We start from the raw sequence: 21,791 nt of genomic DNA, 5'->3' as shown, positions 1-21,791 counted from the left end.
ATGAACATACGGAAGACAAAGCGGAACTCCAAATGGCTGGCTGCCATCGCCTTGGCTGTGGTGACGTTTGTAGGGGCTGCGACAGCACAAACGGTCACCTATATGCACACCGATGCCTTGGGTTCGGTTGTCGCTGAGACTGATGAGAGCGGCAAGGTAACGAAGCGGTACTCCTACGAGCCCTACGGTGCGGCAATCGGCGAGCAAGTTTCCGACGGGCCAGGCTACACAGGACATGTGAGCGACGCATCCACCGGCCTCAGCTACATGCAGCAACGCTACATGGACCCCCAGCTAGGGATGTTCCTGTCTAGTGATCCGGTAACCGCCTTTAGCAATCCCGTGGGCCAGTTCAATCGGTACAGGTACGCCAACAGCAACCCCTACCGCTTTACAGACCCTGATGGTCGTGAAAGCGGTGCTGCATTTCGAGTAATCAACAACATCACCAATGGCGGCACCGTCATGCCACCGCCGCAAAGCCCGAGTGACTGGATGGGTCCCGCGATTGGGTACTCTCTAGCAGGTGCCCTTGCACTTCCTGCTGCTGGTTACGCTGGGTCATGGGCACTGGCAAACCCCAGCACAGCAACCTCGCTAGGCTCGGCCATAGCAGATGTTGCAATGGGTGACGCACTAGGCGGCGCATCACTCTCGTTGGGAACAGTTACACTGTACAGAGCGGTTGAGGCAGCGGAGTTGTCGAGCTTGAAAGCGCTTGGACACTTCTCTCCCTCACCAACAGGTGACGGTGTCAAGCGATTTGTCGACAATAGGGCAGATGCCGAAGCACTCGCGAAAGCATATACGCGAGGATTCGGCGCGCAGCACTCGGTCGTTGAAGGTAGTGCGCCGGCCAACTTAGTCAGATCGGCCGAGCGCACTCAGTTCAACGACACTGGAAAATCGATGCAGAGCATCGCAATTCCAAGCGCGCAAGTACACAAAGTGATGTGCACTGGATCTCACATAAAGCAGACGAGCTGCTGAGAAATGAATATTCCTTACCCAAATCTTCCACCACTCCGCGTCGAGCTGCGACTCGACTCTATTGATTCGCGCGGCCAAGAGGTCATTGCAATGCAGGCCGATTCGGCTCGTCCTTTGGCGCTGTCAATGGATCGCGAGCACACCTGGTACACCTTCGTCATAAATGACGAAACCGTCGATAAGATTTCACCAGGGGAACAGGTCACCTGCAGTGTGTCTTTTGTAAATGCTCCAGATGCCGAGAAAGCCTTCCATCCCAATACATCTATCCTCTTCGGCGACGGAGTTGCTACCAGAGGCGTCATGCGAATACTCCCCCCCTCGTAGCCGATCACCGTCTAGGGATCGCATGGGTGGCTGGCGCAGAACATGTCGCCCAATAGAAGTCGGGGAAACCGTTGAACGAAGGTATCCCAATGAATGAAAAATCTCATCACTCTTGAGAAGGAACTTCTTGCTGAAGTCGGACTCTTGCTCAAACAGCGTGGTTTCGGCTCAAAGCCGGTAGGCCAATCATTCCGTCTTGCCAAGCCCTTCGGATGGGCATCTATTCATCTTGCTTTTGTGCGTCATGCGCAAATCGACTTTGATGTCGTGGTCAGCGCGGCAATCCGAATAGATGCGGTGCAGGGCATGATTCAGGACAAGAGCGATAGATTGATAACTGATAAGGATCGGAAGAACTCTGCAACCATTGGGTGTGAACTTGGCAACTTGACGGGAGATGGACAACGGCGATGGATCATTTCGTCCCGGGACGACGCTGGTTGGGTCCCATCTGAAATAGTTGCTGCCTGCGACAAGTGGTTGATTCCATTTATTGAACGGTACTCCAATATCTCGGCCGTTCTTGAATCGCTAAGGGCAGATGATGTGCATGCTAGGTTGATATCTCCGATCAATGAGCAGAGAAGGAAGACGATCTTGGCCTTATTAAAGGTACTGGATGCCGCATAGCGGTTGGGGCAATGCGCTGATCCCTGCCACAATTGACAACCCGCTGGTGGATTTAGCGCAGTTCAGCGAGCAAGCTTGCCGGATAGCCTAAGGAAGCACGCAGATTTCCTGCAAGCCAGGAATGCGATCCAGTGCTTTGAGACCCCTTCGCGCCACCCGAAGACAGCGGTCCAGAGAGGCTATATGTCAACGACCAGAGTCGGCCCTTTCGAGGGTAGTGATTCCCTTGAGCAAGTACCTCGCCATGGGTAGTGATGGAGAGGGAGGCTGACTCAAGTCGGCAATTCCGTTTGTGGCGCTGTGGGGAGTGCGAGCCGATTTCCGGCAACGCTTTGCCGTCGGGATCTGACCCCGGGCGCAACTCTGGGCGCAGGGTCTGCGCGATAATGCAGCCATGAGCATCCAAGAGCTTTCCCCCGCGCAGGCACGTGAGCGCCTGGCCCACGGTGCCGTGCTGATCGATGTGCGCGAGGCGCACGAACGGGCCGGGGGCATGGCAGAGGGCGCGCGCGGCGTGGCCAAGGGCGAGCTGCAGGCCGACCCGGTCGCGCATCTGCCGCGGCACGACCAGGAGATCCTGCTGATCTGCCAGAGCGGCAAGCGCTCGGCCGATGCTGCGCAGTTCCTGCTGGACGCCGGCTATACCCAGGTGGCTTCCGTGACGGGCGGCACCGTGGCCTGGCGCGAGCAATCGCTGCCCTTGGTGCAGCCGCTGACCAGTGCCGCCGACCGCGATTTTTACGACCGCTACTCGCGCCACCTGCTGCTGCCTCAGGTGGGCGAGGCCGGCCAGCGCCGGTTGCAGAAGTCGCGCGTGCTGGTGCTGGGTGCCGGCGGCCTGGGCGCCCCGGCTGGGTTCTACCTGGCTGCGGCCGGGGTAGGGCATCTGCGCTTCGCTGACCACGACCGCGTGGAGCGCAGCAACCTGCACCGGCAGATCGTGCATACCGAGGCCAGCGTCGGCCAGCTGAAGGTTGATTCGGCGCGTGAGCGGCTGCTGGCGTTGAACCCGTCCATCGAGGTCGAGGCAGTGCCCGAGCGGGTCACTTCCGAGAATGTGGATGCGCTGCTGGACGGCGTGGATGTGGTGCTGGACGGCTCGGACAACTTCCCGCTGCGCTACCTGCTCAACGACGCCTGCATCAAGCACGCCAAGCCGATGGTCTATGCGGCCATCGAGCGCTTCGACGGCCAGGTAAGCGTGTTCGATGCTGGCCGCCAGCGCGGTGCGGCACCGTGCTACCGCTGCCTGTTCCCCGAGCCACCGCCGCCGGAGTTCGCGCCGAACTGTTCCGAGGCCGGTGTGCTGGGGGTGCTGCCCGGCCTGGCCGGTGTGCTGCAGGCCACCGAGGTGCTGAAGCTGCTGCTCGGCATCGGCGAACCGCTGGTCGGCCGGCTGCTGCGCTTCGATGCGCTGGGCATGCGCTTCCGCGAGACCGGCATCCGGCCGGACCCGCACTGCCCGGTGTGCGCACCGGGCGTGCCGTTCCCGGGGTATATCGATTACGCCGCGTTCTGTCGGGGTGGGTGAGAGCGGGCGGGGCGCTCTGGCAGATGCCGACCTTGGTCGGCGCTCTCGTGCCAACCAAGGTTGGCACCTACCGAGGCACGCGCGGTTTCGGGATGACCTATGGAGTTGCCCCCTGTGTCGTTCCACCATCAATACAATCAAACGCAACATGCATGCTATTGCCGTCATCGGCATTGCTCTATCGTTGAGTCCGATTTCGATTCTGGGGAACACACCGCATGGCGGTAGAAGCAGCGACCAGCGAGCTGGTCAAGGTCGTCGCCCTGTTGGGCGCGGCGGTGGTGATGGTGCCTTTGTTCCGCCGGGCCGGCCTGGGCTCGGTGCTGGGCTACTTCGCCGCTGGCCTGGCGATCGGACCGTTCGGGCTGGGCTGGTTCTCCGACCCGCAGTCGATCCTGCATACCGCCGAGCTAGGCGTGGTGATGTTCCTGTTCGTGATCGGCCTGGAGATGCGGCCCTCGCACCTGTGGAGCCTGCGCAAGGAAATCTTCGGGCTGGGCACGCTGCAGATCGTCACCTGCGCGCTGGTGCTGACCAGCATCGCCAAGCTGTTCGGGCTGCCGTGGCAGATCGCCTTCATCGGCGCCACCGGTTTCGTGCTCACCTCCACCGCGGTGGTGATGCAGCTGCTGGCCGAACGCGGCGACATCGCGCTGCCGTCGGGGCAGAAGATCGTCTCCATCCTGCTGTTTGAGGACCTGCTGATCGTGCCGCTGCTGGCGCTGGTGGCCTGGATGGGACCGAGTGCTGGCAGTGCCGACGGCGAGGGTTCGCGTTGGCTGTCGGTGGCGATCGGCGTCGGTGCCATCGTCGGCCTGGTGCTGGTTGGCCGCTTCCTGCTCAACCCGCTGTTCCGCGTGCTGGCCGAATCGAAGGCGCGCGAGGTGATGACCGCCGCCGCGTTGCTGGTGGTGCTGGGCGCGGCGCTGCTGATGCAGCTGTCCGGCCTGTCGATGGCGATGGGCGCGTTCCTCGCCGGCGTGCTGCTGAGCGAGTCGACCTTCCGTCACCAGATTGAAGCGGACATCGAGCCGTTCCGCGGCATCCTGCTCGGCCTGTTCTTCCTCAGCGTGGGCATGGCGCTGGACCTGAGCGTAGTGGTCGCGCACTGGCAGCTGATCCTCGGCCTGGTGCTGGCGTTGATGGCAGCCAAGGCGCTGTGCATCTACGTGGTGGCGCGCATCATGGGCAGCGATCACGCGCAGGCGCTGGATCGCGGCGTGCTGATGGCGCAGGGCGGCGAGTTCGCGTTCGTGCTGTTCTCCGCCGCCGCATCGGCCGGCGTGATCGATCTGGAGATCAATGCCAACTTCACCGCCGTGGTGGTGCTGTCGATGGCGCTGACCCCGCTGGTGGTGCTGGTGTACAAGCGCATCGCACCGAAGCCGACGGTGAACATGGATGGCGTGGACGAGGCCGACGGCCTGTCCGGCAGCGTGCTGCTGATCGGCTTCGGCCGCTTCGGCCAGGTCGCCAGCCAGTCGCTGCTGGCGCGCGATGTGGATGTGACCATCATCGACAACGATGTGGAGATGATCCAGAGCGCGGCGCGCTTCGGCTTCAAGATCTACTACGGCGATGGCACGCGGTTGGATGTGCTGCATGCCTCCGGCGCTGCTACCGCACGCGCGATTGCGGTGTGCGTGGACAAGGCTGAGGCCGCCGACCGTATCGTTGAACTGGTGGCGCACGAGTTCCCGCAGGCCAAGCTCATGGTGCGTTCGTTCGACCGCGAACATTCGCTGCGGCTGATCCATGCCGGTGTCGATTTCCAGATCCGCGAGACCTTTGAATCGGCAGTGCTGTTCGGCCAGTCTGCACTGGTCGAGCTGGGCGCTGACGAAGACGATGCGATCGAGATCGCGACCGAGATTCGCCGCCGCGATGCCGAACGATTCGAGCTGGAGATTGCCGGTGCCGGGCTGACTGACGGAGCGCGGATGATGTACGGCAACACGCCACAGGGCGTGCCGACACCGACCCCGTTCACCGCGCCGAAGCGGGAGAGCAAGACGCTGAACCCGCAGGATGTGCCGGAAGAGGAAGAATAAGGTCTGCGGGTCGGATCCCTTTCCAAAGGAAAGGGCTCTGACCCGTTTTGCCATGTTGGGGTCAGAGCCCTTTGCCTGTGGCAAAGGGATCCGACCCCATCAGGACCCCATTCCGCGGTGGGCGAGGGGGCCTGAATCGGGGACAATAGCGTCCCCGCCGCCCCACGCCTGCTCCCGATGACCGATTCCGCCCCCCAGCTTCCTGCCCGCATCCTTGATGGCCGCCGTATCGCCGAGGACCTGCTCGACAGCCTGAAGGTGCGCGTCGACGCGCGCGTGGCCGCGGGTGGCAGCCGCCCGGGCCTGGCCGTGGTGTTGGTCGGTGGCGACCCGGCCTCGACCGTGTACGTGCGCAACAAGCGCCGTGCCGCCGAGAAGGTCGGCATCGAAGCGCATGACTACGATCTTCCGGCCGGTACCACCGAAGCCGAACTGCTCGACCTGATCGACCAGCTCAACGCCGACCCGAAGATCAACGGCATCCTGATCCAGCTGCCGCTGCCGGGCATCCCCGACGCGCGCCGGTTGATCCAGCGCATCGACCCGCGCAAGGACGTGGACGGCTTCCATCCGGAAAACGTCGGCCACCTGGCCCTGCGCGAATTCGGCCTGCGCCCGTGCACCCCGCGCGGCATCACCACGCTGCTGGGCCACACCGACCAGCCGGTGCGCGGCCGCAACGCCACCATCGTGGGCGTGAGCAACCACGTCGGCCGCCCGATGGGCCTGGAGCTGCTGATTGCCGGCTGCACCGTGACCAGCTGCCACAAGTTCACCCCCAAGGACGTGCTGGAACAGGCCGTGCGCAACGCCGACATCCTGGTGGTGGCGGTAGGCCGCCCCGGCATCGTGCCGGGCGAGTGGGTGAAGCCGGGCGCGGTGGTGATCGACGTGGGCATCAACCGCCTGGATGACGGCCGGTTGGTGGGTGATGTCGGGTTTGAAGCGGCTGCCCAGCGGGCCAGCTGGATCACCCCGGTGCCGGGTGGCGTGGGCCCGATGACCGTGGCCACGTTGATGCAGAACACCCTGGAAGCGGCGGAAGCGCTGAGCTGACGACCAGCTCCTGGTGGGTGCCGACCGTTGGTCGGCACAATGCCGGCAGGCCGATGACCCGCTCCTGGTAGGTGCCAACCTTGGTTGGCACACATCCATCGGGGCCATGGCCCCATCTGGGACATCTTTGCCGGACGGATCGTGCCAACCAAGGTTGGCACCTACCAAAGGCGCTCCAGGACTGGCCCGAGTGATCCTCTTAAGGTGGGTGCCAACCTTGGTTGGCACAAACAGGGAGAGGCCTTTGCCCCATCTGGGGGCCAGGTGCCGGACGGATCGTGCCAACCAAGGTTGGCACCCACCAAAGCAGTAGCCGGCCCCCTGAACCAATCACCGCCCGCGCGACACTGCGTCGCATCTACCCCCTGCCACACGGCGCGAAAACAGGGTAAAATGTCGCGCTTCCCCACATCTCGGGTATGCCGATGCTGCGCATCCAGGCTGAAGCACTCACTTACGACGACGTCTCGCTCGTCCCCGCTCATTCGACCATCCTGCCCAAGGACGTCAACCTCGAAACGCGGTTGACTCGCGACCTGAAGCTGAAGCTTCCGATCCTGTCCGCAGCCATGGATACCGTCACCGAAGCCCGCCTGGCCATCGCCATGGCACAGCTCGGCGGCATGGGCATCATCCACAAGAATCTCAGCCTGGAGCAGCAGGCCGCGGAAGTGGCCAAGGTCAAGAAGTTCGAGGCCGGTGTCATCCGCGACCCGATCACCGTCGGCCCGGAAACCACCATCCGCGACGTGCTGGCCCTGACCCAGGCGCACAACATCTCCGGCGTGCCGGTGGTGGGCAGCGACGGCCTGCTGGCCGGCATCGTGACCCATCGCGACATGCGCTTCGAGACCGAGCTGGACGATCCGGTCCGCCACATCATGACCAAGAAGGATCGCCTGATCACGGTCAAGGAAGGCGCCGCGTCGGATGAAGTGCTGCAGCTGCTGCACCGCAACCGCATCGAAAAGGTGCTGGTGGTCAACGATGATTTCGCCCTGCGTGGCCTGATCACCGTCAAGGACATCCAGAAGAACACCGACTTCCCGAACGCTGCCAAGGACGTCGCCACCCGCCTGCTGGTCGGCGCGGCCGTCGGCGTCGGCGGCGATACTGATCGCCGCGTGGAAGCGCTGGTGGCTGCCGGCGTGGACGTGATCGTGGTCGATACCGCGCACGGCCATTCGCAGGGCGTGCTGGACCGCGTCAGCTGGGTCAAGAAGAACTTCCCGAACGTGCAGGTCATCGGCGGCAACATCTGCACCGGTGAAGCCGCGCTGGCGCTGCTGGACAGCGGCGCGGACGCAGTGAAGGTGGGCATCGGCCCGGGCTCGATCTGCACCACCCGCGTGGTGGCCGGCGTGGGCGTGCCGCAGATCACCGCGATCGACCTGGTGGCCGAAGCGCTGCAGGACCGCATCCCGCTGATCGCCGACGGTGGCATCCGCTACTCCGGCGACATCGGCAAGGCACTGGCCGCCGGTGCTTCCACCATCATGATTGGTGGCCTGCTGGCCGGTACCGAGGAATCGCCGGGCGAAACCGAGCTGTTCCAGGGCCGTTCGTACAAGAGCTACCGCGGCATGGGCTCGCTGGCTGCGATGGAGAAGGGGTCCAAGGACCGCTACTTCCAGGACGCCGCCACCGCCGACAAGCTGGTGCCGGAAGGCATCGAAGGCCGCGTGCCGTACCGCGGCCCGGTGGGCGGCATCATCCACCAGCTGATGGGCGGCCTGCGCGCCACCATGGGCTACGTGGGCTGCGCCACCATCGAAGACATGCGCAGCAAGCCCAAGTTCGTGAAGATCAGCGGCGCCGGCCAGCGTGAGAGCCACGTCCACGACGTGACGATCACCAAAGAGCCGCCGAACTACCGCTCCTGATGCGGGACGAGCAAAGAGGAACGAGGAAGCTGATTCCCGTTCCTCTTTCTCCATCTGCCGCTGAAAAATCTGACGTTTTCGTTTTCCCTACTGCATTGCCGGGGCGCCATGACCAACATCCATAACGACAAGATCCTCATCCTCGATTTCGGCGCGCAGTACACGCAGCTGATTGCCCGCCGCATCCGCGAGCTGGGCGTCTACTGCGAAATCTGGGCGTGGGACCACAACCCAGCCGAGATCGCCGGCTTCGGCGCCAAGGGCATCATCCTGTCCGGTGGCCCGGAATCGACCACGCTGCCGGGTGCCCCGGCCGCACCGCAGGAAGTGTTCGACAGCGGCCTGCCGATCTTCGGCATCTGCTACGGCATGCAGACCCTGGCCGCGCAGCTGGGCGGTGCCACCGAAGCCGCTGACCAGCGCGAGTTCGGCCACGCCGAAGTGAACGTGATCAACCCGGATGCACTGTTCAAGGGCCTGAGCGACCACGGCGGCGAGCCGAAGCTGAATGTCTGGATGAGCCACGGCGACCACGTCTCCGTTGCACCGCCGGGCTTCACCATCACCGCCACCACCGACCGCATTCCGGTGGCCGCCATGGCCAACGAAGAAAAGCGCTGGTACGGCGTGCAGTTCCACCCGGAAGTGACTCACACCCTGCAGGGCCAGGCGCTGCTGCGCCGCTTCGTGGTGGATGTGTGCGGCTGCCAGACCCTGTGGACCGCCGCCAACATCATCGACGACCAGATCGCCCGCGTGCGCGAACAGGTGGGCGATGACGAAGTGATCCTGGGCCTGTCCGGCGGCGTCGATTCGTCCGTCGTGGCTGCGCTGCTGCACAAGGCCATCGGCGAGAAGCTGACCTGCGTGTTCGTGGATACCGGCCTGCTGCGCTGGCAGGAAGGCGACCAGGTGATGGCGATGTTCGCCGAGCACATGGGCGTAAAGGTCGTGCGCGTGAATGCCGCCGACCGTTACTTCAGCGCGCTGGAAGGCGTGAGCGACCCGGAAGCCAAGCGCAAGATCATCGGCAACCTGTTCGTTGAAATCTTCGACGAAGAGTCGAACAAGCTGAAGAACGCCAAGTGGCTGGCGCAGGGCACCATCTACCCGGACGTGATCGAGTCGGCCGGCAGCAAGACCGGCAAGGCGCATGTGATCAAGAGCCACCACAACGTGGGCGGCCTGCCGGAGCACATGAAGCTGGGCCTGGTGGAGCCGCTGCGCGAGCTGTTCAAGGACGAAGTGCGCCGCCTGGGCGTCGAGCTGGGCCTGCCGCGCACCATGGTCTACCGCCATCCGTTCCCGGGCCCGGGCCTGGGTGTGCGTATCCTGGGTGAAGTGAAGCCGGAGTACGCCGAACTGCTGGCCAAGGCCGACGCCATCTTCATTGATGAGCTGCGCAAGGCCGATCTGTACGACAAGACCAGCCAGGCGTTTGCCGTGTTCCTGCCGGTGAAGTCGGTGGGCGTGGTGGGTGATGCGCGCGCGTATGAGTGGGTGATTGCGCTGCGGGCGGTGGAGACGATTGACTTCATGACGGCGCATTGGGCGCATCTGCCGTATGAGTTCCTGGGGACGGTGAGCAACCGGATCATCAATGAGTTGCGGGGGGTTTCAAGGGTTGTCTATGACATCTCTGGGAAGCCGCCGGCGACCATTGAGTGGGAATGAGTTGAAAGAACGAGGGCGCCGAGAGGCGCCCTTGTTGTTTGTCGTGCCCGCTATCTATTCATCAGGCGAATGGGAGATAGTGGGCAGGTCGTCTTCCAAAGGCCCCATCGCCCGCAAGGGGGACTTGGTACGCGTGCATTGAGAGGGCATCGACTATGCGCTGCTCGACGAATTGACCCATCTGAAGACGCACAATTTCAGCCCGGCGCTCTACCAGTTCCTAGCTCGACACCTTCCCGACGAGATACAAGCCAAGACCCACCTGGACGGAATAGTTGACCTGATGTTTATTCGATTTCTCGATGAGGTTCTTGGGAGAAGCAGCTACTGGGTAAGCGGCTCCTCGGCAAAGAATTGCCAGGTTGCTGGTTGCAAGGCCGCGGCCCTTTTTGACCCGAACGGGTGTCGACTGGAGCTTTGGTCGGTGGTCAAGCCTCTCCGGATAATGCTAAATGCCGAGTTGTCGGCCGGAGATTGAGACTCTAAGATCAATCCGCGTCAAGGAACGATCCCAAATCATGGTGCGCTCTGAATACGGCATATCGGGGGAACCACGCGACAGTGCATTCTAGGAGGGCATGGCTGCCCTAAGATCCAGTTGTACAAAGGGGGAAGGTCAACCACAGGTTGCTTTGCGGATAGGTCATTTGACCGAACCAAGGGGCCGGTTATTGGATAGTAGCGCGCTAACGAGGGACTGATGCTCAACGACTACGGATTTGAAAGTGCGCAATGGGATGCGGCTAGGCAGCAAGCAAAAGCTATTCTCGTTGATGTTGCGACGCGCAAAGGCAGGATTGCCTACTCTGAGCTCGTCGGCCAGATTAGTGCGCTCCGCCTAGAGCCACATGACGCGAGGTTGTTTCATCTTCTCGGGGAGATCAGCAGCGACGAGGACAAGGCCGGTCGAGGTATGCTTACTGCTATCGTCGTACACAAGTCTGGCGATATGCAGCCCGGGCCGGGGTTCTTCGAGTTGGCCAGATCTCTAGGTAGGAACACTACGGATCCGTTGGTTTGCTGGATATCTGAGTTCAACAAAGTGCATGACTACTGGGCCAATAGGCACGACCGAGCATAAAGATTCATTCAATCCAAATCCGCGTCGCGGCCCGGCTTTCTTTTGGCTTGGAGCCTCGCAGGGGGGGGGGGCATATGGCGAGCTTCGAGTTCACGGCAAACCAGTCGTTTCTGCATGCTTCTGGCCATCCCATCACCATCCCAAAGAGTCAGCTCGCCCATGATGAGTTGCTCTCTCTCAGGCTTGATCACAAGCATGTCTTAGTTACGCTCCCTCATGGTGAGCGATTTGAGGCCGAGATCTATCATGGCAATGCGGGATATGGTGAGTATTATCAAATTCGCTTCAATGGTGGCAGCCGCAGCCTTCCCGGCTACATCAAGCTCAATGACCAACTGATTGTCCTGCTAGAGAAAGCTGCCGGCCGGAGTCACGCAACGCTGGAGTATCAGGTATGAGCCTGGCAATTCATTCAAGTCGAAGAAATTTCGTGGCACGGCCTAATTCTTGCATTGTAAATGTCCGTTCCTTTCCCCTAAAGGACACTGGGAATTGTGGGCTGGCCGGGACATGTCTGTTGGAATCTTGATTCTCGCAGAAAATGAGGTTGCAGTTTTCATCTTCACGGCAATGCGACTAGAAACTAAATTCAAGCCGGACTCGCTTCGCGGATCGGCTTAACTCACACGTTGGCACCGCAAACAAGCTCATGACGGATCTCACGCACAGCAAGAAGGTAACCGTGTCCCTTGAGGAGCTGGCAAGTGATTCGCAGCAGTTAAAGCGCATCATGATCGAACTGGTTTCTCCTCCCGCGAGCCCTATGTTCCCCTTGGATTTCCTAGCCTTCGCGGCTACGAAGCGCCATGCCAGTACTACCAGTGCATTTGTGTCTGCCATCAATTCTTGGAACATGGTCGTCGCAAGATCACTTCTGAGAATTCATATCGACACTTCGCTGAGATTTTCCGCAGCGTGGCACGTTGAAAACCCCCATGAGTTCTCCATGGAGGTTCTAAGGGGCGGGCGGATAGACAAGTTGAAGACTAGGTCCGGGGATCGTCTTACGGATGCGCATCTGGTGAAGCTCCACACGGACAAGCATCCTTGGCTTCCCAATGTCTACGAGCATCTTTGCGGGTACGTGCACTTCTCCGGCTCCCATATCACAGATTCAATCAATGATTTGAGTGGCGGGGACCGGGCAATTGAGTTCTTGATCTCCGATCAAGACCGAAAATTTCCAGACTTCAGTTGGCTTGAGGTGACGGAATGCTTCCGAGAAGCAACGGGGATCCTTGAGACCTATTTGCGTGGTTGGGGTGCAACCAAGCGATTGTCACCGGATCAGCTTAAATCACTACGAAGAGATACCTAACGTTATTCCAATCCGAAGCCGCTTCGCAGCCTGGCTTGTACGGCCATCCAGGGGGGCGGAGGATGGGGCTAGATCAGAAGTTTGCAGATATTTTCCAGTTGTTCGTGATTTCGGGGTCAAACCGCGGTTGTTCGCCGGCTTGTTAGCCGGACCCCGCCATCCTAAGATCGCACTGCATCAAGGGGGGAGGGCCCGCCATACGGCGCTTCGTGGGTAATTCGTATAGCCGGACCTGCGGATCCTTTTGTCTATTATGTAGTTTGGCCTACAGGGGAAAATTATGGAAGCTGATACTAGGGCGTGTGTCGCTTACGTAGCACTGCGGCTAATTTCAGGAAAACAGTCAAGTTCGGTGTACGACTACTCTCAAGGTAGGTACATCAGTATCGGAGGTGCCATATCCGAGTCAAACGTCAAGGTTTATGACTACAGTCGTTCTGCGCATTTTGGGGGCAATGGCCACGATGGCCGCTTCAAGCTCTACGACTACGGACACTCGCACCACCTGAGCCTTGAGGTCAGTGGGAATCAGTACAAAGGTTATGACTATGGAGCTGGCAGCCATTTCAGCGGCAAAGTCAATGGTTACTCAACAGCGCTGTACGACTACGGCAATGGCGCATATTTCAATTATTCGGTGTAACCATAAATAATACACTCAAGCCGACGCCGCCTTCGCGGCTTGGCTTAACCAAGGCGTTAGGTGTCAATGTCCCTCTTCGACTTCAGAGCCAATTGGAAGGAGGAGTTGGTCATAGATCCTACGGCAGGGGTCTACTAGCGGCGGCAGCGCTCAACAATTCATTCAAGCCTAGCAGCGATGCGGATGACTTGAGTCGACGCTGTGAACGACCGCTGCTGGCCGGAAGCTGCCCCGCGGTCCAGCTGGTTTCGATAGAAATGCAACCATCCGCTTGTTAGGCAGTGTGGACATGATCCGGCGGAGAAGTGACCTACGCCTGTGCCACCGATTACCGCGACTTCGCGGTACCGTTTGCAATTGCATCGGACCCGCAGAGTCGAGCGGTGTCTCTGGTTGAAGAATGTTTCCAAAAGGAATAACTCTGAATGCAGTTCATCGTCGACGGACCTGATATCCCGGACGCGCTCCTGCAGGCGCACGAAGAAGGTCGTGTGGTGTTCTTCTGTGGCGCGGGAATTTCCTACCCTGCTGGCCTGCCAGGTTTCAAGGGGCTGGTAGAAAAGATCTACCGCCTGAACGGTACGGCTCTCTCGGACATTGAGCGCGAGGCCTTTGATCGAGGTCAGTTCGACGCAACCCTCGATTTGCTCGAGAGACGCTTGCCTGGCCAGCGTCTGGCCGTTCGTCGAGCATTGGCAGAGGCACTCAAGCCAGAGCTTCGCCGCAAAGGAGCAATCGATACACAAGCGGCGCTGCTACGTCTTGCGCGCGGTCGCGATGGCGCAGTCCGTTTGGTCACTACAAACTTTGACCGCATATTTCACGCAGCTGCCAAGCGCACAGGTCAGACGTTCCAAACCTACGCCGCGCCGATGCTGCCAATTCCGAAGAACAGCCGTTGGGACGGGCTCGTCTACCTACATGGCTTGCTGCCTGAAAGGACGGACGCCACTGCATTGAACCGGCTGGTGGTCACCAGCGGCGATTTCGGTCTGGCTTACCTCACGGAGCGCTGGGCCGCGCGGTTCGTAAGCGAGCTGTTCCGCAACTACGTGGTGTGCTTCGTGGGCTACAGCATCAACGATCCGGTGCTGCGTTACATGATGGATGCACTGGCAGCCGATCGGATGCTGGGCGAAGTTACGCCGCAAGCTTGGGCGCTGGGCGATTGCAAACCGGGTGAGGAGCGCCGGGCAACCATAGAGTGGGAGGCCAAGGGCGTAACGCCCATCCTTTACTCCACCTCTGCCGGAAGCTACCCCCATTCGGCACTGCACCATACCTTGCGCGCCTGGGCTGATACCTATCGCGATGGTGTTCAAGGGAAAGAAGCCATCATCGTCAAACATGCTTTTGCACGTCCTCAGGACAGCACTCGGCAGGACGACTTCATCGGGCGCACTTTGTGGGCACTGTCGGATAAGTCCGGTCTACCGGCAAAGCGTTTTGCGGAGCTCAATCCGGCCCCGCCACTAGACTGGCTTCTGGAGCCACTGTCGGACGAGCGCTTTACGTTCATCGATCTACCGCGCTTCCGTGTTCCGCCTCAGGCAGAAGTAAATAGCAAGCTGCGATTCAGTCTGATTCGCCGGCCCGCGGCGTATGACCGCGCCCCTTCCATGTTGCTGGTGAGTGGCGGTGTGAGTAATAGTGATTGGGACGATGTGATGTTCCAGCTCGCACGCTGGTTGGTGCGACATCTCGATGATCCGAGGCTGATCATTTGGATTGCCGAGCGCGGGGGGCAATTGCATGACCGCTGGAAGTGGTTGATCGAGCACCAGCTCGATCTCGTTGCAAGGCTGGAGCGCGATGGCAATACCTCTGAACTCGACGAAATTCGCTTGCAATCACCCAAAGCTGTTCCCGGTTTGTTGACCCGCACCTTGTGGCGACTCCTGCTTAGTGGACGGTTGAAGTCACATTGGCGCAATGGCGATCTGTACCGATGGAAAGGTCGTCTAAAGCGTGAGGGGTTGACCACTACCATGCGCCTAGAATTGCGAGATTTGCTTGCGCCGAAGGTGGTATTGAAGAAGCCGTTTCGTTGGGGCGAGGACGATTCGAGTGACAGCCAGGAACTCACGCGCATCAAACAACTGGTTGACTGGGAGCTAGTGCTGAGCGCAGATCACGTGCACTCGACCTTGCGCGACCTTTCCGACGAGTCATGGAAGTCTGTGTTGCCGGTTTTGCTCGAGGATATCCAGCAACTTCTACGTGACGCATTGGACTTGTCGAGAGAGTTGGGCGAGGCGGACGACCGCAGCGACCGCTCATACTGGGATTTGCCGTCCATCACGCCGCACTGGCAGAACCGTGGTTTCCACGACTGGGTAAGCCTGATCGAACTACTGCGCGATGCGTGGCTGATGGTCCGCTCAAGCGATAGCGCGCGCGCGCGCCGCTACGCCGAGGGCTGGTTCGAGTTGCCATACCCAACGTTCAAGAGGTTGGCTCTTTTCGCCGCAAGCGAAGAAGACTGCGTCCAGCCCGAGCAATGGGTGGACTGGTTGCTGGCAAACGACACTTGGTGGCTGTGGTCGCCTAACACGAGGCGCGAAGTATTTAGGCTACTCGTTCTGCGGGGCAGGCACTTGGAGGGGGAGTTGCAGGGGCGTCTGGAAAGCGCGATCTTGGCTGGTCCACCGCGTGAAATGTACCGCGACGACTTGGAAGCGGGGCGCTGGCAAGAGTTGGCGGCTCGGTCCATCTGGCTACACTTGGCTAAACTGAGTTCATCGGGACTTGTTCTGGGTGTGCCAGCGGCGGAGCGTTTGGCTGAAATATCCGTTTCTTATCCGCAATGGCGGTTGGCCACCAACGAGCGTGACGAGTTCTCACATTGGATGAGCGGCACCGGTGACCCTGACTACCAAGAGACCCGGGACGTCGACATTGCGCCCCGGAAGCGGCAGGAACTAGTGCAGTGGCTAGCAAAGCCAATACCCGAGCGGCGGCCTTTCTACGAAGATACGTGGCGTGACGTCTGCCGTACGCGCTTCTTCCACAGCTTGTTCGCCCTTGGCGATCTAGCAAGAGAAGATGTGTGGCCAGCTGAGCGATGGCGCGACGCGCTTCAGACTTGGGCCGAGGATGAGACGGTCGCGCGATCTTGGCATTACGCCGCGCCGATAGTAGTGACAATGCCTGATGCCGTGTTTCAGGAAACTAGCCGCGCCATCACGTGGTGGTTGGAGGCTGCCTCTAAGTCCATCAGTTGCCATGAAGACATCCTACTTAGCATCTGCCGGCGCGTCTTGGCGCTTCCGCTGGATGAAGATTTAGGCTCTCGCCTCATACGTGATGGAGTGGAGGTGTATAACCCCGTCGGCGCTGCGATCAATCATCCCGTCGGACAGGCTACGCAGGCCTTGATCAACCTGTGGTTCAAAGATGCTCCAAGTGACAATGATCTGCTTGCAGTGAACATCAAGCCGATCTTTACCCTTCTGTGCGACGTGGAGGTAGATCGATTCCGCCACGGTCGAGTTCTGCTTGGGTCACGGCTCATTGCAATCTTTCGAGTTGATCGACCCTGGACCGAACAGTACCTCCTGCCGCTGTTCAGCTGGGAGAATCCCGCTGAAGCGCAGGCTCTGTGGGAAGGTTTTCTTTGGTCGCCACGCTTGTATCAACCGTTGTTGATGGCCTTCAAGTCGCAGTTCCTGGATAGCGCAAATCACTACCTCGATTTGGGAGAGCATCGGCGGCAGTTTGCGACCTTCTTGACATACGCCGCGTTGGTGCCAGTCGATGGATACACCGCTGAAGAGTTCCGATCTGCGTTTGGCGCGCTCCCACAAGAAGGCTTGGAAGAATGCGCCCAAGCGCTATTGCAAGCACTTGAAGGCGCAGCCGATCAGCGTGAAGACTACTGGAAGAACCGTGTGCAACCTTTCTGGCATGAAGTCTGGCCAAAATCTCGCGACATTGCTACGCCGCGCATTGCCGATTCATTGACCCGTCTGGTGATTGCTGCCCGCGGCGAATTTCCGGCAGCCGTAGGTGCAGTGCAGGATTGGCTACAGCCGGTCGAGCACCCGGACTATATCCTGTACCTTTTGCACGAGTCGGGCCTGTGCAGAGCCTTCGCGGACGTTGCATTGACCCTGCTGAATGCCGTGATTTGCGATCCACAAGGGGTGCCGGTCGAGCTAAGTCAGTGCTTAGATGAGATTGCAGAGGCTGTGACAGAGCTTGAGCAGGATGCACGTTACCTGCGGCTTCGCGAAATCACGCGCAGACGCGGTTAATCCCCGAGCGCGATCTGTGCTCCAGTTTGCTGGTTTTGGTAATCAATGGCAGTGAATGGAGTTTTCCCGTCGCCTAACAGAACGTTCTGGGCGTCCGCTACTAGTCGGAAGCGGACATTGTTCGATGTGATGCTCGACGAAGTCTGCCGTAGGTATGGTCCGGAAAGCACGTCACTCCGGTCTGACTTCGTGGCAAGCCCACTCAACCAACCCCCGGCAAGCCAGAAACAACCCATCCACTACCCCCTCATCCAAATGCCGCTCCGGATCCGCTGCCACGCGGCAGCGGTCTGCAGCGTGCAGCAGTTCCAGGACCGTGAGTGCCCCGACCATCGCGCGTTCGGTCCTGGCGAGGCTCACGCGCCGGCCGGGTGACACATCGTTCTCCGGCCAGGGCAGCCCATCAGCGCCTTCGCAGTCGCGCATGCGCTTGAGGATGCCGAGCAGGGAGTTCAGGTCGGGCAGTGGGGTGTCGTCGTTGATGGGCTCAACAACGGTGTACGAAGAGAAGGTCTCGGATTCGCTCATGGCGTCGGTTTCCTTGGCTGTGCTTAACAGCGCCACCGCGTAGGCGGGGTGGCGGACGGTGCGGGTTCCAAACCGGGACAGACAGTTGTCAGAAGACCGGCGGGTCCGAAGACCCCCACGCACCGCCCGCCATAAAGGCCGACGGATTGCCCGCCGGCACCGGTTAAGGGCGGTGCCGACGGGCAAGCGTAAACAACTTTCTGTCTCGGGTTTGGACGCCCGGCCACCCGCTGTCGGTGGCGCGTCATGGTGTTTACGCCGTCGCTTCGAATGCAAATTGAAATTCGCGAAGAATTCGCGGAATTCGAGAGCGAAGACCGATTGTTGCACGCGCCATTCGTGCAGCACGCGACGCCATCAGACGCATTCGCGCAGCCGCACTGTTGAGTGCGACTCAAAGTGGCGCAATCGCCCATGCCGCAAGCGGATTGCGCGACGTCGTTCTTTGCAACAGTTCTTAGTCCGCCTCGGCAAGCAGCGGCGCCGGATCAGCGTCAGAGACCGAAAATCGGTTCAAACCCGACACCGCTAGCAAGCCTCGCAGCCTCAACCAACGCCAGCCTCAGCCGCATTCCCCACCAGCAACTCAATCATCGCCCGCGCCGCCGCCGACTGCCGCCGATGCGGCGCATAGATCACCGAGAACGGGCGCGATCTCCCACGCAGCTGCGGTAGCACTTCCACCAACTGCCCACGCTGCAACCGCTCGCGCACGATGAACTCATAGCTCTGGCAGATGCCGATGCCTTGTTCGGCCAGCGACACCACGCCCAGCACATCGTCGGAGGTCTCGATGGAAGAACGCGGCAGCCAGTCCACGTCGCGCGCGCCGTCGCGGAAGATCCAAGGCGCCAGCCGCCCGGTGCGTGGCATCACGAAGGGCAGGCACAGGTGCTGCTGCAGATCGTCCAGCGTCTGCGGCGTGCCGCGGCGCTGCAGGTAGTCCGGCGCGGCAACCAGCAGCAGCGGCGCGTCTTCCAGCTTGCGTGCCACCAGCCCGCTATCCGGCAGCTGGCCCAGGCGGATGGCCAGGTCGAAGCCTTCGGCCACCAGGTCCACGTTGCGGTTGGTGATGTTCAGTTCCACCTGCACCTGCGGGTACTGCTGCGCAAAGCGCGCCAGCACGGGCGGCAGCCGGTAGTGGCCATAGGTGGTGGGCACGCTCAGGCGCACGCGGCCGGCCAGCGCGCCGTCCTGGCCCTGTACGTCGCGCTCGGCGTCGTCGAGCAGGCCAAAGGCGGTGCGCACCTGTTCCCGGTAGAGCCGCCCGGCGTCGGTCAGGCCCACGCGGCGGGTGGTCCGCTGCAGCAGCTGTCGGCCCAGCCGCGCTTCCAGACGGGTGACCGAGCGGCTCAGCACCGAGGGCGTGGTGGACAGCGCCACCGCGCCGGCGGTGAACGAGCCGTGCTCGACCACCGCCAGGAACACCTCCACGTCGCCCAGGTAGTCGAACTTGCGGCTCATTTGGCTCTCCGGGGAACAGATGTTTTGCGATGGGGCCAATTTATCGCCGCTGGGGCGATGAATAAAGTGGCGGCCATTCCCCGATAGGAGCTCTCCATGAACCTGATGACCCGGCTGGCCGCCGCGCTGGCCCTGACCCTGGCCGCCAGCGGCGCGCATGCCGCCAACGTGCTGGTGGTGCTGTCCGACGAAAACCACCTGGACCTGAAGGACGGCAAGGTGCTGTCCACCGGCTTCTATCTCAACGAGCTGATGCAGCCGGTCAAGCTGCTGCTGGACGCGGGCCACGAGGTGACCTTCGCCACGCCGGAGGGGCGGGCGCCGACGGTGGATGCGTCCTCGGTGACGCCGGCGTACTTCGGCAACGACGCCGCGCAGCTGAAGCTGCACAAGAAGCTGCTGGAGAAACTGGCGCTGACCTCGCCGACCGCCTCGCCGGTGGTCAGCCTGGCGCGCATCGAGCAACAGGGCTACGCGCGTTTCGATGCGGTCTACGTTCCCGGTGGCCACGCGCCGATGCAGGACCTGCTGAAGAGCCCCGCGCTGGGCCGGCTGCTGGCCGACTTCCACCAGCGCAACAAGACCACCGCGCTGGTCTGCCATGGGCCGATCGCGCTGCTGTCCACGCTGCCGGATGCTGCGGGTTTCGTGGCGACGCTGGAGGCGGGTGCGATGCCGGGCACGCCGAAGTGGATCTACAGCGGCTACCAGATGACGGTGATCAGCAACCAGGAAGAAGAGCAGGCCAAGCCGCTGCTGGGCGGTGGCGAGATGAAGTTCTACCCGCAGACTGCGTTGCAGCGGGCGGGTGCGAAGTTCAGCAGCAATGCCACGCCGTGGACCGGGCATGTGGTGGTGGACCGCGAGCTGATTACCGGGCAGAACCCGGCTTCGGCGCTGGAGGTGGGCCAGCGGTTGGTTGAGCGGTTGAGGTAAGGCGGGATCTGCATCGCATGCGGCGCCGTGGCACCATGGCGGACTGGTCTCGTCTTTGTGGGCGAGGCTGGTTACCCAGGGAAGCCATTCACTACGACATGCGAACGTCCGTCCTCTTCATTCTCTCCGCCCTTTGCCTGACCCTGCTGTCTGGTTGTGCCAGCGGGCCGGAGTATCACCATTACAGTCGCGAGATCACCAGTGCCTTCGTCGCGGACGACGGCAAGCTGTACCTGTTGCCTGTCTATGAAGAGCCAATGCGCTTCGATGCGGCGCCGTTCCGTGATTACCGCGCGCTGATGGACAGCCCGCTGCGCGAGGCCGTGGTCTGCGCGCAGATGTACATCCGTGAGGACTGGCGCGTGCCAGCCGACAGGACCAAGGTGCATGGCAGCTACGCGCTGCTGCTGCAGCCGGAGCAGGTGACGCCGGAACAGGCGGCGCAGTTCAAGCTGGAGCGGTTGGAGATCAGCCCGCGGGTGGCCAAGGCCATCGACGAGTTGACGCGCCGACCGTACATCCTTGAAGCCCGGAGCCGCTACGAACTGGCGGCCGACCCTGACTGCAATCTTTCCAGGAAGGGCGGCAGCTATTACAGCGCGCTGTTTGAGAGTGACGGCGAGCGAGTGAAGTTGCCGGATGCTGCTGCGCTGGCGGCGAAGGCGAAGCTGACGCAGTCAATCACTGCGCGGGCAGAGCGGATCCAGCCGGAGGATACGGACAAGCCGGGGGTTGGGACGGCGGCCGGGAAGGTGCTGGGCGCGGCGTTGGTGCCGGTGGCGGTTCCGGTGTTTGTGTTGAGCCTTCCGTTCCTGGGGCCGGATCATTGGAAGTGATGGGGCGTTGAAGCCGAAGCATCCACGCGTGGCGTGGATCTACTGATCTTCAGGCCTTGCTTCTCGGCCTCCCACCCGCACGCAGCGTACTCGCCAGCGCTGGAAGGTATGCAACGGTGTCGGTTCGAGCGACGACAACGAATGCATCAGCACGTCGTTGGCTCATTCCCTCTGGCGGAAAGCCCTGAAGGCTGATGCCCGAAGCCTCGAGCAGGGTGGATGCACCGGTATCGAGCAGGATCAATGCCTCCTTGCCATTGATGACGGCGGGCAGGCGCGGCATCACCATCGTTACTGTGGAAGGTGCGGTCAAGGCACAGCGTGTCGGCATCGGTGCCACCACCTACCTCAGGACCGGTGGTGACGTCCGACTACTTCGTCGCCAAACTCATCCCATGGGGAGTGGCAGCGGTTCCGGCTCCAAGCTTGAGAAGTCAGGCCAGTCGCGGCGCACGAGCCCGGCGCAGGCGCTGTGTCCAAAGGGGTTTCCGTTTCCGATAAGCCGATATGAACGGACGGGCCGGCGCAGGGCCGGCCCGTAGGCGGATCAGGAGGACTTGGCCAGCTTGCTGTTGCGGATGCCGTAG

General features: G+C 61.3%; 18 protein-coding genes. 15 read left to right on the top strand and 3 right to left on the bottom strand.

The window, feature by feature from the left end; genetic code table 11:
- The 13 genes from V9K93_RS19285 (at position 1) to dsr1 (ending at position 17,440) form a co-directional block, all read left to right on the top strand.
- Positions 1-990 (top strand): RHS repeat-associated core domain-containing protein, encoded by a 990-nt coding sequence (locus V9K93_RS19285; RefSeq protein ID WP_337303060.1) that lies wholly within the window; start codon positions 1-3, stop codon positions 988-990.
- Between the two features lie 3 nt (positions 991-993).
- Entirely contained in the window at positions 994-1,317 is a 324-nt protein-coding gene (locus tag V9K93_RS19280; RefSeq protein ID WP_337303059.1) for a hypothetical protein, read from the top strand.
- Positions 1,318-1,410: 93 nt separating this feature from the next.
- Complete coding sequence (locus tag V9K93_RS19275; protein ID WP_337303058.1) at positions 1,411-1,947, top strand: hypothetical protein; 537 nt, start codon at positions 1,411-1,413, stop codon at positions 1,945-1,947.
- 394 nt (positions 1,948-2,341) lie between these two features.
- A complete protein-coding gene (gene moeB / locus V9K93_RS19270; RefSeq protein ID WP_337303057.1) occupies positions 2,342-3,478 on the top strand; it encodes a molybdopterin-synthase adenylyltransferase MoeB in 1,137 nt (378 codons plus the stop codon).
- 218 nt (positions 3,479-3,696) lie between these two features.
- Positions 3,697-5,529 carry a monovalent cation:proton antiporter-2 (CPA2) family protein gene (locus V9K93_RS19265; protein WP_337303056.1) on the top strand — a complete coding sequence of 611 codons (1,833 nt, stop codon included), beginning with the start codon at positions 3,697-3,699 and terminating at the stop codon, positions 5,527-5,529.
- 177 nt (positions 5,530-5,706) lie between these two features.
- Positions 5,707-6,585 (top strand): bifunctional methylenetetrahydrofolate dehydrogenase/methenyltetrahydrofolate cyclohydrolase FolD, encoded by an 879-nt coding sequence (gene folD / locus V9K93_RS19260; protein WP_014036908.1) that lies wholly within the window; start codon positions 5,707-5,709, stop codon positions 6,583-6,585.
- Positions 6,586-7,010: 425 nt separating this feature from the next.
- Positions 7,011-8,468 carry an IMP dehydrogenase gene (guaB, locus tag V9K93_RS19255; RefSeq protein ID WP_337303055.1) on the top strand — a complete coding sequence of 486 codons (1,458 nt, stop codon included), beginning with the start codon at positions 7,011-7,013 and terminating at the stop codon, positions 8,466-8,468.
- 108 nt (positions 8,469-8,576) lie between these two features.
- Positions 8,577-10,142, top strand: a complete 1,566-nt coding sequence (gene guaA, locus V9K93_RS19250; RefSeq protein ID WP_337303054.1) for a glutamine-hydrolyzing GMP synthase — start codon at positions 8,577-8,579, stop codon at positions 10,140-10,142.
- Positions 10,143-10,842: 700 nt separating this feature from the next.
- Positions 10,843-11,223 (top strand): hypothetical protein, encoded by a 381-nt coding sequence (locus V9K93_RS19245; RefSeq protein ID WP_337303053.1) that lies wholly within the window; start codon positions 10,843-10,845, stop codon positions 11,221-11,223.
- A gap of 74 nt (positions 11,224-11,297) precedes the next feature.
- The gene (locus V9K93_RS19240) at positions 11,298-11,621 is read left to right on the top strand and encodes a hypothetical protein (protein ID WP_337303052.1); all 324 of its coding nucleotides are present in this window, start codon (positions 11,298-11,300) and stop codon (positions 11,619-11,621) included.
- A 251-nt stretch (positions 11,622-11,872) separates the two neighbouring features.
- A complete protein-coding gene (locus V9K93_RS19235) occupies positions 11,873-12,541 on the top strand; it encodes a hypothetical protein (RefSeq protein WP_337303051.1) in 669 nt (222 codons plus the stop codon).
- 352 nt (positions 12,542-12,893) lie between these two features.
- The gene (locus tag V9K93_RS19230) at positions 12,894-13,184 is read left to right on the top strand and encodes a hypothetical protein (RefSeq protein WP_337303050.1); all 291 of its coding nucleotides are present in this window, start codon (positions 12,894-12,896) and stop codon (positions 13,182-13,184) included.
- Positions 13,185-13,609: 425 nt separating this feature from the next.
- Positions 13,610-17,440, top strand: coding sequence for an anti-phage defense-associated sirtuin Dsr1 (gene dsr1, locus V9K93_RS19225; protein WP_337303049.1), 3,831 nt, complete (start codon positions 13,610-13,612; stop codon positions 17,438-17,440).
- Positions 17,441-17,611: 171 nt separating this feature from the next.
- Here the strand turns inward: dsr1 and V9K93_RS19220 are convergent, their stop codons facing one another.
- Both V9K93_RS19220 and V9K93_RS19215 read right to left on the bottom strand, forming a co-directional pair.
- Positions 17,612-17,968: a hypothetical protein gene (locus tag V9K93_RS19220; RefSeq protein ID WP_337303048.1), complete on the bottom strand. Its 357-nt coding sequence runs from the start codon at positions 17,966-17,968 to the stop codon at positions 17,612-17,614.
- A gap of 546 nt (positions 17,969-18,514) precedes the next feature.
- Positions 18,515-19,432, bottom strand: coding sequence for a LysR family transcriptional regulator (locus V9K93_RS19215; RefSeq protein ID WP_337303047.1), 918 nt, complete (start codon positions 19,430-19,432; stop codon positions 18,515-18,517).
- Positions 19,433-19,528: 96 nt separating this feature from the next.
- Between V9K93_RS19215 and V9K93_RS19210 the strand changes: the two genes are divergently transcribed.
- Positions 19,529-20,368 (top strand): type 1 glutamine amidotransferase domain-containing protein, encoded by an 840-nt coding sequence (locus V9K93_RS19210; RefSeq protein ID WP_337303046.1) that lies wholly within the window; start codon positions 19,529-19,531, stop codon positions 20,366-20,368.
- A gap of 98 nt (positions 20,369-20,466) precedes the next feature.
- The gene (locus V9K93_RS19205) at positions 20,467-21,204 is read left to right on the top strand and encodes a hypothetical protein (protein WP_337303045.1); all 738 of its coding nucleotides are present in this window, start codon (positions 20,467-20,469) and stop codon (positions 21,202-21,204) included.
- 49 nt (positions 21,205-21,253) lie between these two features.
- Here the strand turns inward: V9K93_RS19205 and V9K93_RS19200 are convergent, their stop codons facing one another.
- On the bottom strand, positions 21,254-21,487 hold the full coding sequence (locus tag V9K93_RS19200; RefSeq protein ID WP_136639446.1) for a hypothetical protein: 234 nt from the start codon (positions 21,485-21,487) through the stop codon (positions 21,254-21,256).
- Between the last annotated feature and the right edge of the window lie 304 nt (positions 21,488-21,791).

Origin of the sequence: Stenotrophomonas sp. CCNWLW162, assembly GCF_037203745.1 — a bacterium.
Classification (GTDB): Bacteria; Pseudomonadota; Gammaproteobacteria; order Xanthomonadales; family Xanthomonadaceae; genus Stenotrophomonas; species Stenotrophomonas maltophilia_AQ.
The sequence above is the reverse complement of the archived record's forward strand: the minus strand, read 5'-3'. Positions and strand labels throughout refer to the sequence as shown.

Excerpts from the sequence above, each read along its gene's own strand:
- V9K93_RS19285 (WP_337303060.1), top strand. The coding sequence starts at position 1 with ATGAACATACGGAAGACAAAGCGGAACTCCAAATGGCTGGCTGCCATC.
- V9K93_RS19280 (WP_337303059.1), top strand. The coding sequence starts at position 994 with ATGAATATTCCTTACCCAAATCTTCCACCACTCCGCGTCGAGCTGCGA.
- V9K93_RS19275 (WP_337303058.1), top strand. The coding sequence starts at position 1,411 with ATGAAAAATCTCATCACTCTTGAGAAGGAACTTCTTGCTGAAGTCGGA.
- moeB (WP_337303057.1), top strand. The coding sequence starts at position 2,342 with ATGAGCATCCAAGAGCTTTCCCCCGCGCAGGCACGTGAGCGCCTGGCC.
- V9K93_RS19265 (WP_337303056.1), top strand. The coding sequence starts at position 3,697 with ATGGCGGTAGAAGCAGCGACCAGCGAGCTGGTCAAGGTCGTCGCCCTG.
- folD (WP_014036908.1), top strand. The coding sequence starts at position 5,707 with ATGACCGATTCCGCCCCCCAGCTTCCTGCCCGCATCCTTGATGGCCGC.
- guaB (WP_337303055.1), top strand. The coding sequence starts at position 7,011 with ATGCTGCGCATCCAGGCTGAAGCACTCACTTACGACGACGTCTCGCTC.
- guaA (WP_337303054.1), top strand. The coding sequence starts at position 8,577 with ATGACCAACATCCATAACGACAAGATCCTCATCCTCGATTTCGGCGCG.
- V9K93_RS19245 (WP_337303053.1), top strand. The coding sequence starts at position 10,843 with ATGCTCAACGACTACGGATTTGAAAGTGCGCAATGGGATGCGGCTAGG.
- V9K93_RS19240 (WP_337303052.1), top strand. The coding sequence starts at position 11,298 with ATGGCGAGCTTCGAGTTCACGGCAAACCAGTCGTTTCTGCATGCTTCT.
- V9K93_RS19235 (WP_337303051.1), top strand. The coding sequence starts at position 11,873 with ATGACGGATCTCACGCACAGCAAGAAGGTAACCGTGTCCCTTGAGGAG.
- dsr1 (WP_337303049.1), top strand. The coding sequence starts at position 13,610 with ATGCAGTTCATCGTCGACGGACCTGATATCCCGGACGCGCTCCTGCAG.
- V9K93_RS19220 (WP_337303048.1), bottom strand. The coding sequence starts at position 17,968 with ATGAGCGAATCCGAGACCTTCTCTTCGTACACCGTTGTTGAGCCCATC.
- V9K93_RS19215 (WP_337303047.1), bottom strand. The coding sequence starts at position 19,432 with ATGAGCCGCAAGTTCGACTACCTGGGCGACGTGGAGGTGTTCCTGGCG.
- V9K93_RS19210 (WP_337303046.1), top strand. The coding sequence starts at position 19,529 with ATGAACCTGATGACCCGGCTGGCCGCCGCGCTGGCCCTGACCCTGGCC.
- V9K93_RS19205 (WP_337303045.1), top strand. The coding sequence starts at position 20,467 with ATGCGAACGTCCGTCCTCTTCATTCTCTCCGCCCTTTGCCTGACCCTG.
- V9K93_RS19200 (WP_136639446.1), bottom strand. The coding sequence starts at position 21,487 with ATGCCGCGCCTGCCCGCCGTCATCAATGGCAAGGAGGCATTGATCCTG.